At 44.9% G+C, this 18,271-nt stretch carries 17 protein-coding genes and 2 rRNA genes; 16 read left to right on the top strand and 3 right to left on the bottom strand.

The annotated features are described in order from the left end of the window. From BHC51_RS10080 to BHC51_RS10060, 6 genes are all read left to right on the top strand, one after another. Positions 1-463, top strand: a 23S ribosomal RNA gene (locus BHC51_RS10080); the annotation flags it as partial. 107 nt (positions 464-570) lie between these two features. Next, positions 571-683: ribosomal RNA gene (gene rrf / locus BHC51_RS10075) — 5S ribosomal RNA — on the top strand. 349 nt (positions 684-1,032) lie between these two features. After that, positions 1,033-1,569 carry an IS3 family transposase gene (locus BHC51_RS10070; RefSeq protein WP_100153941.1) on the top strand — a complete coding sequence of 179 codons (537 nt, stop codon included), beginning with the start codon at positions 1,033-1,035 and terminating at the stop codon, positions 1,567-1,569. Positions 1,570-1,613: 44 nt separating this feature from the next. After that, positions 1,614-1,712 carry a transposase gene (locus BHC51_RS13375; protein ID WP_143558830.1) on the top strand — a complete coding sequence of 33 codons (99 nt, stop codon included), beginning with the start codon at positions 1,614-1,616 and terminating at the stop codon, positions 1,710-1,712. A gap of 629 nt (positions 1,713-2,341) precedes the next feature. Next, positions 2,342-3,529, top strand: a complete 1,188-nt coding sequence (locus BHC51_RS10065; protein ID WP_218966406.1) for a M20 aminoacylase family protein — start codon at positions 2,342-2,344, stop codon at positions 3,527-3,529. A gap of 40 nt (positions 3,530-3,569) precedes the next feature. Next, the gene (locus BHC51_RS10060) at positions 3,570-4,850 is read left to right on the top strand and encodes an MFS transporter (RefSeq protein ID WP_100153939.1); all 1,281 of its coding nucleotides are present in this window, start codon (positions 3,570-3,572) and stop codon (positions 4,848-4,850) included. Between the two features lie 62 nt (positions 4,851-4,912). Here the strand turns inward: BHC51_RS10060 and tkt are convergent, their stop codons facing one another. Beyond that, entirely contained in the window at positions 4,913-6,898 is a 1,986-nt protein-coding gene (gene tkt, locus BHC51_RS10055; protein ID WP_100153938.1) for a transketolase, read from the bottom strand. 290 nt (positions 6,899-7,188) lie between these two features. Here tkt and BHC51_RS10050 point away from each other — a divergent pair, with 290 nt between their 5' ends. Beyond that, positions 7,189-7,506, top strand: a complete 318-nt coding sequence (locus BHC51_RS10050; RefSeq protein ID WP_218966405.1) for a ComEA family DNA-binding protein — start codon at positions 7,189-7,191, stop codon at positions 7,504-7,506. Between the two features lie 21 nt (positions 7,507-7,527). Here BHC51_RS10050 and BHC51_RS10045 read toward each other — a convergent pair whose 3' ends face one another. Next, positions 7,528-8,415, bottom strand: a complete 888-nt coding sequence (locus tag BHC51_RS10045) for a LysR family transcriptional regulator (RefSeq protein WP_100098938.1) — start codon at positions 8,413-8,415, stop codon at positions 7,528-7,530. A 232-nt stretch (positions 8,416-8,647) separates the two neighbouring features. Here BHC51_RS10045 and BHC51_RS10040 point away from each other — a divergent pair, with 232 nt between their 5' ends. From BHC51_RS10040 to BHC51_RS10010, 7 genes are all read left to right on the top strand, one after another. Then, positions 8,648-10,015: a CitMHS family transporter gene (locus tag BHC51_RS10040; protein WP_100098939.1), complete on the top strand. Its 1,368-nt coding sequence runs from the start codon at positions 8,648-8,650 to the stop codon at positions 10,013-10,015. 43 nt (positions 10,016-10,058) lie between these two features. Next, positions 10,059-11,396, top strand: a complete 1,338-nt coding sequence (locus BHC51_RS10035) for an acyclic terpene utilization AtuA family protein (RefSeq protein WP_037404669.1) — start codon at positions 10,059-10,061, stop codon at positions 11,394-11,396. Positions 11,397-11,398: 2 nt separating this feature from the next. After that, positions 11,399-11,701: an AtuA-related protein gene (locus BHC51_RS10030; protein ID WP_100098940.1), complete on the top strand. Its 303-nt coding sequence runs from the start codon at positions 11,399-11,401 to the stop codon at positions 11,699-11,701. 130 nt (positions 11,702-11,831) lie between these two features. Then, on the top strand, positions 11,832-12,485 hold the full coding sequence (atoD, locus tag BHC51_RS10025; protein WP_100098941.1) for an acetate CoA-transferase subunit alpha: 654 nt from the start codon (positions 11,832-11,834) through the stop codon (positions 12,483-12,485). Positions 12,486-12,498: 13 nt separating this feature from the next. After that, complete coding sequence (locus tag BHC51_RS10020) at positions 12,499-13,164, top strand: 3-oxoacid CoA-transferase subunit B (RefSeq protein WP_100153937.1); 666 nt, start codon at positions 12,499-12,501, stop codon at positions 13,162-13,164. Between the two features lie 30 nt (positions 13,165-13,194). Further along, positions 13,195-14,376 carry an acetyl-CoA C-acetyltransferase gene (locus tag BHC51_RS10015; protein ID WP_100153936.1) on the top strand — a complete coding sequence of 394 codons (1,182 nt, stop codon included), beginning with the start codon at positions 13,195-13,197 and terminating at the stop codon, positions 14,374-14,376. 299 nt (positions 14,377-14,675) lie between these two features. Beyond that, entirely contained in the window at positions 14,676-14,963 is a 288-nt protein-coding gene (locus tag BHC51_RS10010) for a hypothetical protein (protein WP_100098944.1), read from the top strand. 454 nt (positions 14,964-15,417) lie between these two features. Here the strand turns inward: BHC51_RS10010 and BHC51_RS10005 are convergent, their stop codons facing one another. Then, entirely contained in the window at positions 15,418-15,801 is a 384-nt protein-coding gene (locus tag BHC51_RS10005; protein WP_100098945.1) for an MAPEG family protein, read from the bottom strand. A 236-nt stretch (positions 15,802-16,037) separates the two neighbouring features. On the opposite strand from BHC51_RS10005, the gene BHC51_RS10000 reads away from it, so the two are divergent. Next, the gene (locus BHC51_RS10000; RefSeq protein ID WP_100153935.1) at positions 16,038-17,213 is read left to right on the top strand and encodes a phosphoglycerate kinase; all 1,176 of its coding nucleotides are present in this window, start codon (positions 16,038-16,040) and stop codon (positions 17,211-17,213) included. 512 nt (positions 17,214-17,725) lie between these two features. Next, complete coding sequence (locus BHC51_RS09995) at positions 17,726-18,223, top strand: Spy/CpxP family protein refolding chaperone (RefSeq protein WP_100153934.1); 498 nt, start codon at positions 17,726-17,728, stop codon at positions 18,221-18,223. The last annotated feature ends 48 nt before the right edge of the window (positions 18,224-18,271 follow it).

Here is an 18,271-nt window from a genome sequence, read left to right as displayed (position 1 = left end):
CCGGGGATAACAGGCTGATTCCGCCCAAGAGTTCATATCGACGGCGGAGTTTGGCACCTCGATGTCGGCTCATCACATCCTGGGGCTGTAGTCGGTCCCAAGGGTATGGCTGTTCGCCATTTAAAGTGGTACGTGAGCTGGGTTTAAAACGTCGTGAGACAGTTTGGTCCCTATCTGCAGTGGGCGTTGGAAGTTTGACGGGGGCTGCTCCTAGTACGAGAGGACCGGAGTGGACGAACCTCTGGTGTACCGGTTGTGACGCCAGTCGCATCGCCGGGTAGCTAAGTTCGGAAGAGATAAACGCTGAAAGCATCTAAGCGTGAAACTCGCCTGAAGATGAGACTTCCCTAGGGATTAAATCCCTCTGAAGAGACGTTCGAGACCAGGACGTTGATAGGTCGGGTGTGGAAGAGTGGTAACACTTGCAGCTAACCGATACTAATTGCTCGTGAGGCTTGACTCTATCATTTGAAGGACTTCGTACATAAAGATATGTACAGAATGAATGATAAAGCTTACTGATGAATACACATCACCAAGATTAAGGCTTTCTGATTTGACAGTTTAATGTCTGGCGGCCATAGCGGGTTGGTCCCACGCCTTCCCATCCCGAACAGGACCGTGAAACGACCTAGCGCCGATGATAGTATGGATACCCATGTGAAAGTAGGACACCGCCAGACTCCCCATAAGAAGAACCCAGTTGAGAGATCAACTGGGTTCTTTGCTATGTGCGTGAGATAGCGTGAGAGGGGGGAGATGTAGTGGGGGGAGCAGAATAGCAGCTGTGTGACTGCTGAGGGAATTCAACCTTCTATAAATAGAGTGATAAATACGGTGGTAGTATGGAAACCTCAGATATCAACGCTTAACGCAACTGGAAACTGAAAATCGTAAACTTAAGCAGATGTCTGCTGAGCTGAGTTTAAAATCTCAGCTTTAAGAGGAAATCATAAATAAGCTATAGTGCCAACTCAAGCACGTAAAACTTGGGCTGTGCAACTGCAATAAAATCATTTTATTACTATTGCCATGAGCTGCGCTATTGGTGGCTTAAGCCGTTGTGCTTACTATTATCAGCCTAAGTTACCGGATGATTCGGTGATTATGTCGGTACTCAGTGCTATCACGGATAAGCATTTACGCTGGGGCTTTCCTAAGTGTTTTAATCGTATCAGAAAGTTCGGCTATAAATGGAGTCATAGATGTGTGTATCGGGTGTATTGTGAATTAAAGCTTAATCTCAGGGTAAAGCGTAAACAACGCATTCCTCCACGAAGCCCAGAAAGGCTATCAGCACCCAATAAACAAGGTGAATGCTGGTCAATGGATTTTATGAGTGACAGCAGTCGCAATCAACAGCGTTTTAGAACCTTCAATGTGATAGATGACTTTAATCGTGAGGCGTTAGACATTGATATTGCGGTTAATTTACCGGCAGGTAGGGGGTTGCCTGTTATCTGGATAAACTGGCCGAATATCATGGCTATCCACTCAAAATACGAGTGGATAATGAACCGGAATTTACTGGAAAAACATTCATCGACTGGACAAAATCACATGGTATAAACATAGATTATATTCAAGCAGGTAGTCCATATTAAAACGGATATATTGAACGACTTAATCGCATCTATCGTACAGAGGTACTGGATGTATATCTATTTAATAATCTGGAGCAGGCAAGAAAGGTAACCGAAGAATGCGGTTAACCATTTATAGCACTAAAAGACCTCATGAAGCATTAAATAATATGACGCTGATTGAATATAAAACCCTAAAACAAGCAGCATAATTTGCTACTTGAATCTTGTACTAAGTTTGGGGTATTTACAATCTTAATCTCAAAGTAATATTTTTTGTTACGAGAAATACCTAACTTTTATTGCTTATACTGGTTTTTAATGTAGCTATTGCGACTATTACTACTTTATTTCTTTTCGTAATCAAAAAATTTTTCTTTAATCGATTTATTAATTAGGCCAGTTAATTTGTCTAAATCATCTTAGTTTTTTATCTCTGTTATCTCTACTGTTTTCTCATATGGCTCTTTTCGTCTATATTTATTTATCTTTTTTATTTAATAAGACAGTCCAATAATTGGCAAATACATAAAATTTTTATAGATTTTTTATTTTAGTATTTATTTAAATAACATTATTGTTTTTTAGTGGTAAATTATTTAAATATACATGTATTTATACTGCATTAGATTTTAATTTTTTTATGTAAAATATGAATTTTTTTAATATAAATATTAATTTATTTTGTTTTGTTAATTATGATGCTGTTTGTTAAGCTATAATCTTTTTCTTTTAACTAGATATATAAAGGTATGTTTATGAAAGAGGTCAGGGAACTGGTTGAGGCTGAGTTAGGTACTTTTATTCAGTTGCGTCATGATATTCATCAACATCCTGAATTGGCTTTTGCTGAAAATCGAACCAGTGATATGGTAGCTGGTTTGCTGGAGCAATGGGGTTATACGGTTGAGCGTGGGATTGGTGGTACTGGTTTAGTGGCTCAGCTTCGAGTTGGTAATGGTTCAAGGTGTATTGGTATCCGGGCTGATATGGATGCGTTGCCGATTACGGAGGAAAGTGGTGTTGCTCATACCAGTAAGCATACGGGCAAGATGCATGCCTGTGGTCACGATGGGCATACTGCGATGTTGTTGGCTGCTGCCAAGATATTGGCAGGCAGAAAGTCGTTTAATGGTACGCTGAATCTGATTTTTCAACCGGCAGAAGAGTATGGCAGATCTGGCAGTGGTGCGATGCGGATGATTGCTGATGGTTTGTTTGAGAAGTATCCGTGTGATGCGGTATATGGTATGCATAATATGCCAGGTTATCCACAAGGGCAATTGCATTTTTATGATGGATGGATGATGGCTTCCTCTGACGTGGTAACGATTACGGTTAAGGGTGTAGGTGGCCATGGGGCGAAACCGCATAATACACACGATCCGATTGTGGCTGCTTCTTCGATTGTGATGGCATTGCAGACGGTTGTGTCACGTAATGTGAGTCCGCTGGATTCTGCTGTGGTGACTGTAGGCATGTTTCATGCTGGTGTGGCCAATAATGTGATTCCGGAACAGGCTGAGTTGAAGCTGACTGTGCGTTGCTTTAAGCCGGAAGTACGTAAGTTACTGGAAGAGCGTATTGTGGCTATAGTGCAGGCTCAGGCACAAAGTTTTAATGTGGAGGCTGAAGTAGATTATCAGCATGGATATGCTCCTGTGTTCAATACTAGTAAGGAAACTCAGTTTGCCCGTCAGGTAGCGCGTGAAGTGGTTGCGGAAGAGAAGGTTGTTGATCAGACGGAACCGATGGCTGGTAGTGAGGATTTTGCATTTATGCTGGAAAAATGCCCAGGAAGCTATCTATTTATTGGTAATGGTTTGAAAGAACTGGATGCTGCTTCTGGTTTTGATTTGCATAATCCTTATTATGATTTCAATGATAAGAATATTGCTATTGGTGCGACTTACTGGGTAGCGCTCGCAGAACGTTTTCTGCAATAAATCCGATTTTGAATTTTTATAGAATAAAGGGGGTATTGATATGAGTACGGGACAAGTGGCGCTTGAACACAACAAACCACCGGCGAAGTCGATTGCGGCGGCGGTGGCAGGGAATGCACTGGAATTTTACGATTTTATTATTTATTCGTTTTTTGCAGTGTATATTGGGAAATCATTTTTCCCCTCAGGTGATGGATACGTAAGTTTGCTGTCTGCACTAGCTGTGTTCGGAGTGGGTTTTTTTACGCGGCCGTTAGGTGGTGTACTAATTGGTGCTTATGCAGATAAAAAGGGACGTCGGGCAGCGATGATGCTGACGGTGGCACTGATAACCTTAGGTACGCTTGGGTTAGCGGCTACTCCCAGTTATGAAAAGATTGGGATTGCTGCGCCGATTATTGTGGTTATTGCGCGCATGATTCAGGGGCTGGCTTTGGGTGGTGAGGTTGGTCCGGCTTCTGCAATGCTGATTGAGTCTGCTCCGCCAAATAAACGTGCTTTTTATGCCAGTTGGCAGATGGCCAGTCAGGGGGTGGCGGTAATGGTTGCCGGTTTGGTTGGTTATGTTGTTTCTAGTAATTTGACGCAAGAACAGCTGGGTACATGGGGCTGGCGCATACCTTTTCTGGTGAGTCTGGCTCTGATTCCGATTGCTCTGTATATTCGCCGCGCTTTGCCGGAAACTCTGGAAGAGCCTACATATCACAATGATACTGAGATGCTGACGATAATATTCACTCGCTATAGAAAAGAGGTGATATTGGGCATCATGGTGTTGATGGCAACTGCTATTACCGCTCAGGTAGGCAATTATATGACTACTTTTGCTATCAATACGCTGAAATTTAATCCAAAGATTGCACAAGTCTGTACGATTTCAGGTGGGTTGATGATGTTTCTGTTTTCTTTGCTGGCGGGACTTCTGGCCGATAAATATGGTCGTAAAAGCATTATGTTATGGCCACGTGTGGCTTTGATGCTGCTGATTGTGCCGATGTTTTATCTGCTGGTGAAAACAGAAAGTGTGGTTATACTGCTACTGGTGACGATGATGATAACGTTGTTAACTGGTATGAGCGGAGCCAGTAGTCTGGTAGCGATTCCGGAAATGATGCCGATTGCACTGCGCGCAACCGGGGTATCCGTTGTTTATGCTATTGGTGTTACGTTGTTTGGCGGTACAGCACAGTTTGTTTTTGCCTGGTTGATTAATAATTTTGGCGTGTTATCGATGGCCTACTATGTGGCTGGTACCAGTATATTATCTATTATCGCGATTTTGATGATGCCGGAAACACGTCATGTTAATGTGAAAGATTAAATTGGCTGTAAGCTGATTTAAAAAAAGCCAGCAGATTTTGCTGGCTTTTTATATGGCTGGGATTAAATAACGCTTTTAACCACATCGACAACTTGATCAACTGTGAAGCCAAATTCCTGAAACAGCTGCTCTGCGGGCGCGGATTCGCCAAAACGGTTGATGCCGATAATGGCGCCATTGGTGCCGACATATTTATACCATGAATCACTTACACCAGCTTCTATGGCAATACGTGGCAAATTGGTTGGCAGTACGCTGTCACGATAGGTTTTGTCCTGCTGATCGAAAATATGGGTATTGGGCATGGAAACAACATGAGTAGCTATGCCTTTTTCTGCCAGTCTGGTCTGGGCATTGATCGCCAGCTCAACTTCTGAACCGGTGGCAATCAATACTGCCTGTGCATTTTCTTCGGTAGCTGCTTTCAGTACGTAGCCGCCACGACGGATATTGGCCAGTTGCTGGCTATCACGCGGCATAAATGGTAGTCCCTGACGGCTGAATATGAGGCAGCTGGGGTGATTATCTGCGGCTACAGCATCAGCCCAGGCTACCAGTGCTTCGGCACTGTCACATGGCCGCCATACGCTCATATTGGGAATCAGGCGCAGGGTAGCAATTTGTTCGATTGGCTGGTGTGTGGGGCCGTCTTCGCCTAGGCCGATAGAGTCGTGCGTAAACACAAATATCGGATTAATCTGCATCAGTGCAGCCATGCGCAAGGCATTACGTGCATATTCGCTGAACATTAGGAAGGTAGCGCCAAATGGTTTGATACCGCCATGCAGGCTCAGTCCGTTCATAATGGCGGCCATGCCAAATTCGCGTACGCCATAATGGATATAGTTACCGCCTCCTGTGGCTGTTACTGCGGTGCTGTCTGACCAGTCGGTTAGGTTGGAGGGCGTGAGGTCAGCAGAACCTCCGACCAGTTCAGGCAGGATTTGTGCTAGGATTTCGATACTGTTCTGACTGGCTTTGCGGGTAGCAATTTTTTCTGCCTTGCTGCAAACATTGTTTAGTGCGTTTTGTACGTGTTCAGTAAAGTTTTCTGGCAGTTTGCCATCCATGCGGCGGATAAATTCAGCTGCTTCGGTAGGGTATTGTTGCTGGTAGCGGTTGAATAAATCCTGCCACTGTTGCTCTAGTTTTGCTCCGCTTGCTGCTGCATTCCAGGCGTCATAGATTTCCTGTGGAATGGTAAACGGTTCATGTGGCCAGTTTAGAGCTGTGCGAGTAGCTGCGATTTCTTCGGCACCTAATGGAGCACCATGGGTTTTATGGCTGCCTTCCTTATTGGCTGCACCTTTGCCAATTTTGGTTTTACAGCAGATTATTGACGGTTTATCGGTTTCGGCTTTGGCGGCAGTAATGGCTGCTCGGATAGCTGATTCGTTATGACCGTCTACATTGGCGATGGTGTGCCAGCCGTAGGCAGCGAAGCGTTCGGGAATATTTTCGCTAAACCAGTTGTCTACTTTGCCATCAATAGAGATGTTGTTGTCGTCATACAGAACAATCAGTTTACCTAATTTTAAAGTTCCGGCCAGTGAGCATACTTCGTGGGATATACCTTCCATCAGGCATCCGTCACCAACGAAAACGTAGGTATGGTGATCAACGATATTGAAGCCCGGTTTATTGAATTGGGCGGCGAGGATTTTTTCTGCCAGAGCCAGACCAACGGCATTTCCGATTCCCTGTCCCAATGGGCCGGTAGTGGTTTCTACGCCATCGGTATAGCCATATTCTGGGTGTCCGGGGGTTTTGCTGTGCAACTGACGGAAGTTTTTCAGGTCTTCGATGCTGAGGTTATAGCCGCTCAGGTGTAGTAAGCTATACAACAGCATGGAAGCGTGACCATTGGAAAGTATGAAGCGGTCACGGTTGTAGAATTTGGGGTTGGCTGGGTTATGCTGTAGGAATTCGCGCCACAATACTGTAGCCATTTCGGCCATACCCATCGGTGCGCCGGGATGGCCGGAATTGGCCTGTTGAATTGCGTCCATTGCCAGGAAGCGAATTGCATTAGCAAGATGTGATGCCATGAAGTTGCCTTTTGATGTGGGAAATAGCTGGTTTCAATAGCTATGTAAAGTAATGTGCTGAACCTTGCTGTGTGAGACAGGGTTTATCCAGTGTGAATTATCCTGAATCTGTGCAAACCTTTCAAGGTAAGTGTGTTTTTTGTGCTTATGCTGGTTGTGAGTAATTGAATATTTTTGATAGAAGAATTAGTAATTGCATAAATATTGTTTGTGTTTTATGCTTTTGGCAAATTTTCAGTGCGGCTATTATGATGCCGAGACTCTTCAATCAGGTATGGCAGGAGATAGAAATGCATAAAATTTTTATGATTCTGGTATTGCTGTCTGGTATGGCCGCGGTATGGGCTGCTGTAAATATTAATACAGCATCATCGAAACAACTGCAATCGTTACCGCATATTGGTGTAGTCAAGGCTCAGGCAATTATTGATTATCGCGATGCACATGGATCTTTCCAGTCCACAAAGGACATTATGCGTGTAAGGGGAATTGGTAAGGCAACTTATGAGAAGCTGCAAAATGATATCTGTGTGAGTGGGGGATCTGTTCAACCCGCTGCATCAGCTTCTAAATACCGTCGTGCATTACCAGCCACTGCTACCAGATAATGGCCAGTGATATGCAGGCTGTTAATTGCTAAAAATGTTGGCTTTGATATGGTGATAGAAATTCTCTGCTTGTACTGACAGTTTGCGCTCTTTATGTTTAATCAGATAAATGGAGCGCTCCAGATTCATATCTTTGACATCTTTAACCACTAGATTTTTGTGCTCGAACTGAAATAGTGTCAGTCTGGGCACAAGACCAATACCGAAGTTGGCCGCCACCAGACCCATCATGGTGGTGAGTTGGCTGACTTCTACTACATAATTAATCCCGAATAAATCAACAATTTTATCTACGTAGTGGCGGATGCTTGTACCTTTGGTAAAGCCTATCATGTCATATTCAAGTAAATCTTTTAATTCAATGTTTTCTTTACTGGCCAGTGGATGGTTGATATGACAGATGAGATGAAATTTATCTGAAAAAAGAAATTCAGAAGAAATTTCTGTCAGAGAAGGGGATTTTGCGGTTAAGGCCAGTTCTGCGTGTCCTTGTAATAAGGCTTGCAGACACAGATCCCATTGAGTGTCGAGTAATTCAACTTTGATATTGGCATGCTGGCGATGAAAAGTAGCTAAAAGCTGTGAAACCCATTGTACAACGATGGATGGCATGACGGCGACAACCAGTTTTTCCTGATGATTGTTGGCATGTGAACGTATTTCTTTGGTTGTACGTTCGTAGGCGAACATAAGTTCACGTGCCAGTTTGATGAAGTGGATACCGTTTTCATTCAGTTGAACTTTACGGGTATCTCGGTCAAACAGGCGATAGCCGATTTCTTGTTCCAGATTGGCGATGAGGCTGCTGAAGGCTGGCTGGGATAGATGGATCTTTTGTGCTGCTCGGGTGAAGTTGTCTTCTTCTACCAGTGCTAGAAAAGCTTTTATCTGTTTTATTGATATATTCATATAGCATTAATTGCTGACATTTTAATCCATAATACTGTCTACAATAGCATATTTATTGTAAAGGCAATTTGAAGTTTATCAAGTTTTCTATGGGTTGTTGGATTAATCGGTTTTGGTTATCAATCCATCTTTATTATCGATTAGACAGGCTGGGACGTTATGGTGAGAATGCGGAGGCTTTCTTGGATATTTAATTTTTTCTTTATTTATAACGACCCAAAAGGGGGCATTTATGCTGGCTTTAGTAGGCATATTGACTATTGCAATTTTGCTATTTTGCATTATGAGCAAGCGATTATCGCCGATAGTTGCTTTGATTATTATTCCTATTCTAGGGGCTGTGGTAGCACTTTATGTTGTACCGCTGTGTCAGAATGGTCTGGAAGCAGTATTTCCGCATTACACCACTATTCCGAAAATGGTGTTGGCCGGCATTGCAAAACTGGCACCGATGGCAGCAATGTTTGTATTCGCCATTATTTTCTTTGGTGTGGTGAGTGATGCGGGGATGTTTGATCCGATTATTGCCAAAATTCTGAAAGTTGTAGGTACTAGCCCGAAGAAAATTATCATTGGTACTGGTGTCCTGGCGCTAATTGCTCATCTGGATGGCAACGGAGCGGTAACTTTTCTGATTACTGTACCAGCGATGCTGCCTCTGTATGACAAACTCGGTATTGATAAAAAGATTCTGGCCGGAATTACCGCACTGAGTGCTGGTGTGAATTTTTTGCCGTGGACCGGGCCAATGATTCGTGCTGCAGGTGCTTTGGATGTATCTACACACGATCTGTTTACGCCGCTGATTCCGGCGCAGCTTTGCGGGCTGGCATTCATGGTGTTTATGGGCTGGTACTGGGGGCATAAAGAAGAAAAACGTCTGGGGCTAGTGGGAGCAGGTAATGCTGCTGGTGCGGCTGAGGAAGATTCAGATGCAATAACGCATTTTGCACCCAAGGAGCTGACAGAAGAAGAACGTAAGCTGCGCCGTCCGCACTTGTTCTGGCCGAATATTACTCTGGTGATTCTGGTGATTCTGGGAATGGTAACCACCAAAATACCACCAGTGGTTATTTTTATGGTGGCCTGCTGTATTGCACTGACGTTGAATTACCGTAAGCCGGCTGAGCAGTCTGCACGAATTAATGCTCATGCCAAGGGCGCACTGATGATGGCATCAATTCTGTTTGCTGCTAGTGTATTTACGGGCATTATGGGTGAATCCGGTATGCTGAAAGCCATGGCGGCTTCTGCCGGTCAGTTTGTGCCTGATGGTTTGTCTTCACATATTCCGTTTATTGTTAGTTTGGTAGCGATGCCGTTGAGTCTGGTATTTGATCCTGATTCTTATTATTTCGGCATTATGCCGGTGGTGGCCAATATTGGCGGATTCCCACCAATTCAGGTAGCACAGGCGTCTTTATTGGGACAGATGACTACCGGTTTCCCGGTTAGTCCGTTAACACCAGCTACATTTTTGTTATGCAGTTTGTGTGGTGTGGATTTGGCTGACCATCAGAAATTCTGTATTCCGATTCTTTGGCTGGCGTCTATCGTGATGGCTATTGGTGCGGTGTTGACTGGGGTATTCCCGATATAAACAGGCTGTTTTTGATTAGTTAAATATAAAAGAGGTATGACCTATGAAGAAAATCAGGATTGGTTGTGGTGCCGGATATGGTGGAGACCGAATTGAGCCAGCTGTAGAGCTTGCTGAAAAAGGGGATATTCAGTATCTGGTGTTTGAGTGTCTGGCAGAGCGTACGATTGCGATCGGACAGCGGCAGAAAAAACATAACCCGGAAACTGGCTTTAATGAGTTGCTGGCAGCACGTATGCAGGCTGTATTGCCGGCCTGTTTGGAAAAAGGCATCAAAATTGTTACTAATATGGGTTCGGCCAATCCACGTGCGGCGGCGAAAGTAACAGCTGAGATTGCGCGTTCGCTGGGGGCAAAAAATCTGAAAATTGCCATTATTGAAGGCGATGATGTTTATGAGCAGGTAATGCAACAGGATTTGCCGCTGGATGAGCTGCAAAAACCAGTTTCGCAATGTGGTAAGAAAATTGTTTCTGCCAATGCTTATATTGGTGCGGAACCTATGGTTCAGGCGCTGGACAATGGTGCAGACATTGTGATTGCTGGTCGTGTGTCTGATCCGTCTTTGTTTTTGTCAATCATGATGCATGAATTCAAGTGGGGCGCAGAAGATTGGGTTCATCTGGGTAAGGGGACTATTCTCGGACACTTGCTTGAATGTGCAGGTCAGATTACCGGTGGTTATTTTGCTGACCCGGGCTATCGTGATGTACCTGATCTGGCACGCTTGGGCTTTCCGATTGCTGAAATCAGTGCTGATGGTGATGCGGTGATTACTAAGGTTGAGGGCTCTGGCGGGATGGTAACTCCTGATACTTGTAAAGAACAGATGCTGTATGAAATTCATCGCCCGGATGAATACAAAACGCCAGATGTGATTGCTGATTTCTCTAGCATTACTTTCACTCAGGAAGGTAAGGACCGTGTTGCAGTTACTGGTGGTACTGGTCGCGCTCGCCCTGAAACGCTGAAAGTATCAGTAGGCTATGAAGATGGTTTTATTGGTGAAGGGGAAATGAGTTATGCCGGCCCGGGAGCAGTAGAACGCGGTAAGCTGGCTTTGGATATTGTTAAAGAACGCTTTGCTATTTCAGGTGTCAAACCTCAGGAAGTGCGTTATGACCTGATCGGGGTTAACTCTTTGCATGGCGCCACTTTATCCCAAAACAGCCAGCCTTATGAGGTACGTGCCCGTGTTGCCGGCCGTTTTGCTACTAAAGCTGAAGCTGCTGTGGTTGGTAATGAAGTAGAAGCGCTGTATACCAATGGACCGGCTGGTGGCGGCGGTGCCATGAAGTCTGTTAAGGAAATTGTAGCGATGGATTCAACCTATATTTCCCGCGATCTGGTTAAAACCAATATTGACTATCTGGAGGTTTGATAATGAAGTTACGTGAAATTGCACATTCTCGTACTGGTGATAAAGGTAATACCTCAAATATTTCGGTAATTGCTTATCGGCCTGAAGACTATGAACTTCTTAAAACGGCGGTAACAGCAGAAAAAGTAAAAGCTTTTTTTGCAGATATTGTAACTGGTGATGTGGTGCGTTACGAGTTGCCGAATATCGGTGCGCTGAATTTTGTGATGTATGGTGCTTTGGGTGGCGGGGTAACCCGTACGCTGGCTCATGATATGCATGGCAAAGGATTGAGTGCGGCGATTCTGGACATGGACATTGAGTAATTGTTGAATTGCTGGCAGTGCTGTCACGGCACTGCCAGTAGACAATGCGATATGCCTTGATGTGCCCGTTGACTGGATAGGTTATTACTTATTCTGTTCGGTTTTTTTGTTTGTCTCAGGTTAGAAGAGTATGAAAACGAAACAGCTCAGTTTGACAGAAGTGAAAAATCATCTGTGGGATGGCATGACCATTATGTTTGGCGGTTTTATGGGGATTGGTACCCCCGCTAGACTGGTACAGGCAATTCTAGATGCTGGAGTTAAGGATTTAACGATTATTGGCAATGATACTGCGTTTGTTGAAACCGGTGTTGGTCCGCTGATTACGCATAATCGGGTTAAAAAGGTTATTACTTCACATATTGGTACCAATCCGGAAACCGGTAAAAAAATGATTGCCGGTGAGATTGAAGTTGAACTGGTACCGCAGGGGACGCTGGCGGAGCGGATTCGTGCTGCTGGAGCTGGTCTGGGTGGGGTGCTTACGCCAACCGGACTGGGTACGGTTGTTGAAGAAGGTAAACAGAAAATTGCGGTGAATGGGCAGGAGTTTCTGCTGGAATTGCCGTTGCAGGCTGATTTAGCCATCGTGGAAGCAAAAACGGCTGATAAGCTGGGTAATCTGGTATATGAGCTGTCAGCTCAGAATTTTAATCCACTGGTGGCACTGGCAGCGAAAACTGTGATTGTCGAAGCCAATAATGTGGTTGAAGTGGGTGAGATTACGCCGGATGCAGCCATTACGCCGGCAGCACTGGTTGATTATATTGTTTATCCGGAATAAGGGAAGAATCACCATGAATGCAAAAGAGTTAATTGCCCGCAGAATTGCGATGGAATTTAATGATGGGGATGTGGTGAATCTGGGCATTGGCCTGCCGACTCAGGTAGCTAATTATGTGCCGGAAGATATTCATATTACCCTACAGTCGGAAAATGGTTTTTTGGGTCTGGCGGCGCTTAATCCGGATACGGCTAATCCTAATTTGGTTAATGCCGGTGGTCAGCCGTGCGGGATTGCTGCCGGCGGCTGTACTTTTGACAGCGCGTTTTCATTTGCACTGATCCGGGGTGGTCATATTGATGCTTGTGTGCTGGGCGGGCTGGAAGTTGATCAGGAAGCAAATCTGGCCAACTGGATGGTGCCGGGAAAAATGGTACCGGGTATGGGCGGCGCGATGGATCTGGTAACTGGTTCACGTCGGGTAATTATCGGTATGGAACACTGTACCAAACAAGGTGAATCCAAAATCCTGAAGCAGTGCACGCTGCCGTTAACGGCAAAAAATAAGGTTGATCTGATTGTCACTGAACTGGCAGTGTTTGCCTTTGCAGATGGCCAACTGGTTTTGCAGGAACATGCTCCGAGTGTTGATCTGGATACGATTAAGGCTAAAACGCAGGCTGAATTTGTGGTGGCTGAAAATTTCTGTGAAATGACAATTAGTCAGCGTGGTTTGTAAACCAGAAAATAGTCAGGTTGAGGAGTGAGTATGGAAAGTGCGGTTATTGTCAGTGCGGCGCGTACGCCGGTAGGCAGTTTTAATGGTTCATTGGCCAGTGTGGGTACAGTAGATTTAGGCAAGCTGGTGATTGCAGAAGCAATCAGCCGTGCCGGTGTTGAAGGTGCTCTGGTTGATGAAGTGATGATGGGCAATGTATTACAGGCAGGTCTGGGGCAGAATCCAGCACGGCAGGCAGCATTGGCAGCTGGACTGGCTGATACGGTGCCAGCCTATACGGTTAATAAGGTATGTGGTTCTGGGTTGAAAACAGTGGCTTTGGCTGCGCAAGCTATTGCTGCCAAGGATGCTGAGGTAGTGGTTGCCGGTGGCATGGAAAATATGAGCCGGGCACCCTATCTGCTTGATAACCGGGCACGCTGGGGCTATCGTATGGGCAACCAGCAGGTCATTGATACAATGGTGCATGATGGACTGACTTGCGCCACTAATCATTATCATATGGGTATTACGGCGGAAAATATTGCGCAGAAATACCAGATTAGTCGCCAAGAGCAGGATGAGCTGGCTTTGCGTTCGCAGCAGCTGGCCGCGCAGGCCGTAGCTGCCGGTGTGTTTGATGCGGAAATTGTGCCAGTGACAATTAAATCACGCAAAGGTGATGTTGTGTTTGCACGCGATGAGTATCCGCGTGCTGAGGCAACTGCTGAGGCGCTAGCTAAGTTAAAGCCGGCTTTCAGTGCCGAAGGTACGGTTACTGCGGGTAATTCATCCGGTATTAATGATGGTGCTGCGGCTGTAGTAGTAATGTCTGAAAGCAAGGCAAAAGCACTGGGATTGCAACCTTTGGCTCGTATTCGCAGCTATGCCAGTGCTGGTGTGAGTCCGGCACTAATGGGGCTGGGGCCGGTACCTGCTACGCAGAAAGCCTTACAGAAAGCAGGCCTGACTTTGGCTGATATTGATCTGATTGAGGCAAATGAGGCTTTTGCTGCCCAGTTCCTCGGGGTAGGCCGTGAGCTGCACTTTGATATGGATAAAACCAATGTTCATGGTGGTGCAATTGCCATCGGCCATCCGATTGGAGCCAGTGGTACGCGTATTCTGGTTAGCCTGTTATATGGTATGCAGGCCAGAGATGCCCAGCTTGGTTTGGCTACGTTGTGTATCGGCGGCGGTCAGGGTATTGCTATGATTGTTGAGCTGATGTAATGCTGTAGATTCAATGCGATGCTGGATTAATAACAGACCATATAATACTTGTGTTATGTGGTCTGTTTTTGCGTCTGGACAGTACTATTTACCCGTTGGAAAATTTGATGGGTAAGGGCTATTTTTTTGTTGGCTATTATTTGTAGGATATTTGCTTCACTCATGTTATGCATTTAGTTGGCCAAGGCATATTTAAGTTTATTGTCTATATATTTACAGTTAAAATCCAGTGGAGAAGCTGTTCAAAAATCTATGTTGCTATGAAATATTGATTGTTGTTTTTTGAGGAGATAACACAAATGAAATTTCTAGTACTTACTACAGCATTAGTTATTTTGTCTTTTACAAGTCAGTTTTCAAAAGCCAGTTCAAACACGCAAACAGATGATGCCATCAGGCAAAAAATAATTGATGCATCAATACAGCAGTATCCTAGTGTTTGCGCTTGTCCTTACCATACTGCCAGAAATGGTAGTTCCTGTGGAAAAAGAAGCGCATGGAGCAGACCGGGTGGATATTCGCCCATTTGCTATAAAAAAGAAATAACTCCTGAAATGATTGATGCATGGAAAAAATCAAATCAATAATTATGTGTGATAGGAGTCAGTCTGTATCAGATTTTGTGTAAATAGTTTTTCTATAAATAATCGGACGCGACTATCAAAAGTAATCATAAACCCATTCATAGCCGATTTCTAGCTATGGATGGGGATTATTTGTTATTGCAAAGTATTTATGTTTATGGCATTAAAAAATACTTTTTTGCCCACTCAGATGAGTGGTAGTATTTAATCAGCTATTTATTCTCAAAGTAAATTTTGCCAGTATGTATGTTGGTCATTAACAGGTCGGCACTTCATTTGCCGCAGGCGCGACTGTGACAGTCACGCAGTGACAGGTTATTCAGTTCTGGCCAAGTTTAGCCTTACCGTAAAGACAGCAACCGGTGATTTGTGTGAATCGGACATAAATTTATCTTCTTATAGCTGAAAAGCCTGTAGTGTACTTCTGCCGACCATTTTTTATATCAGCCATTTATATTCAGATTGCGGCGATATACAGAGCGATAATGCACAAAACGCCAAATCCCCAGATACAGGAACGGGCAAAAGATTTATCGTTGATATAGCAGTAAAAATAACCCAGACGGCTGAGGATAAACAGGACGCTCCAGAAGTTGATAGTGAACTGGGCTGCATTTTCGGTTGCATGAGCTATGATTACAGCGGCAGCGAATGGGGCAAAAATTTCGTAACCATTTTGTTGGGCAGCATTAGCCCGTGCTGCTTTGCCTCCAGCCTTAGCCAGAAATTCACGTGGCTGATGATTGTCGTCGGTGCTGAAACCACCACTTTTTTTGGCATAGGAAGCGGCAATCCACGGCAAGAGCATAGCGATTAAAACACACCAGTAAGCGAGAGTCATAATATTTTCCTATTTATGTATGTGGTTGTGCTGCGGTGGGATGGATGTGGGTACGCGGAAATCATAACGGTTTTATCCTGCTTCTGACTTTACCCTATGGGTAAATTATAAGATAATTTAAAGTTTTTCAAGTTTTTTGTGGTTTATAACTAATTTTATCTGTTTGATGCGTTGATGATGTAGTCGTCTGGGCAGTATGGCGATGTTGTCGGCGTTTTCGTTTCGGGAACTCTACCATGTTGTTTAAAAAATTGGCTGATCAGGATGTGTCTGGTAAGACTGTCGTGATTAGGGTGGACATGAATGTGCCTATTAAGGATGGTGTCATTGTTGATGATACGCGTATTCGTGCTTCGTTGGCCTCAATTCGTTATTGTTTGCAGCAAGGGGCAGCGGTAGTGGTGCTGACGCATCTGGGACGTCCGAAAGCGGGTGCACCCAAACCGGAAGACAGTGTGGCACCGGTGGCTCAGCGTCTGGGAGAATTGCTGGGGCAGAGTGTCAGAGTAGTGGAAGACTGGCGTGAGCATAAACCGCAATTACAGGCTGCTGAAGTAGTTATGCTGCCTAATGTGCGTCTGAATATAGGCGAAAAGGAAAATGACCATACTCTAGCAGCGGCTTATGCGGCACTGGGTGATGTGTATGTTAATGATGCTTTTGGTACGGCACATCGTGCTGAAGCTTCCACAGCGGCAGTGGCTGCGGTAGCACCACTGGCCTGTGCCGGCATGTTGTTGACAGCAGAGCTGGAAGCATTGACCCACACGGTGCAGAATCCACAGGCACCAGTGGTGGCTATTGTTGGTGGAAGTAAAGTTTCTACTAAACTGACCATTCTGGAAAGTCTGGCAGATAAAGTGGATTATTTGATTGTTGGTGGCGGGATTGCCAATACGTTTTTGCTGGCACAGGGCTTGCCTGTCGGGCAATCTCTGGCTGAAACTGATCTGGTGGAAAATGCACGGCAGATTATGGCTAAGATAGCAGCCAAGGGCGGCGATATTCCTTTGCCTACTGATGTGGTGGTGGCCAAAAGTTTTGCAGCGGATGCACCTGCTGAAATCAAAAATGTGGCGGATGTGGCTGCGGATGACATGATTCTGGATATTGGTCCACAATCGGCGCAAAGGTTGGCACAAATGATGCAAACGGCAAAAACCATTGTATGGAATGGGCCGGTAGGGGTATTTGAATTTGCCTCATTTGCGCATGGTACTCAGGTGCTGGCCGAGGCGATCGCTCAGAGTGATGCTTATTCGATTGCTGGTGGCGGGGATACGCTAGCTGCCATTGCCCAGTTTGGCGTTACTGATGACATCAGTTATATCAGTACTGGTGGCGGGGCGTTTCTGGAATTTCTTGAGGGTAAGACTTTGCCAGCCGTAGCGGCATTAACTGCCCGCGCCTGATTCCTGATAAAGCCTGCTGGCGCTGTTGTGGTGCCATTAATTCTGGCGAAATCACTATGTGCAGTGATTTCGCTTTTTTATTCTTTGTTATTTCGACCGACTGGCAAGGTGCCCAGAATGTGGCAGACTGAGTATTTCCCTGTGGTGCGGGATACGTAAGTATTGGGCATTAAAAACCATTAGCCGATGCCTAATTGATATGTCTGTGCCAGATGGTGTTATGGCTAAAGTTTCCGGTTTGGTGTGCTTTATTGTTATGCCGGGACTGTCAACCATACTGCGGCTGCTGGCGATTCTATAATTGCTTATGCGTTGAGCAGTAAAAAGTATCTGACAGGCAGAATAAAACGGCATCTTTTATGATGGATGCTATGATGCTTACCAAAGGGTCAAAATAGAATTGTTTACTAATTTATTGCATTTATATTCCTGTTTTTACGTTGGTTTATGGAATACTGATTGATAAATGAGGATGTAATGTATTGTTGACTGAGATAACAAGGAATCGTGTTATGAGAACTATTGCCCGTGTAGTAACGCTTGCTGCTTTCTCTTCCATGAGTATGGGTGCTTTTGCTGCTGCAACAGCACAACCGACTGCGGTAATGACTGAAACGGTAGTCGTTCAGGAACAGACGCCGGCTTATGGTCTAGTAAGTCCGCGTTCGATTCTGTCACAGTTGAATCTGAATACTCAGCAGAAAGCGCTGGTACAAAAGATTGACCATCAGTATGCCAGTCAGCGCCCGCTTATGAGCAATGAAAATCGCCAAACTCTGGCCAATCTGCGTCAGGAACGCAAAAATCTGGTGGTAAGCAAGCAGTTTGATGATGCTAAGGCCAAAAATATGATTGCACAGGAGCAGCATATCTGGGCACAACAGCAACAGGCACGTGCTGACTATGATTTCTTACAGTTGAAACGTGAGCACGATATCTACCAGATTCTGACGCCAAAACAGCAACAACAGTACTGGCGTTTGCGTCAGCAGCAGAAACTGATGCGTTAAGACTGTAGTAATTTTCTGTTGGTATAGATTAGATTTGTAATTTCTAAC

It is taken from the genome of Snodgrassella alvi, from assembly GCF_002777745.1.
GTDB classification, from domain to species: Bacteria; Pseudomonadota; Gammaproteobacteria; order Burkholderiales; family Neisseriaceae; genus Snodgrassella; species Snodgrassella alvi_D.
This window is presented reverse-complemented; position numbering and strand designations above follow the sequence as displayed.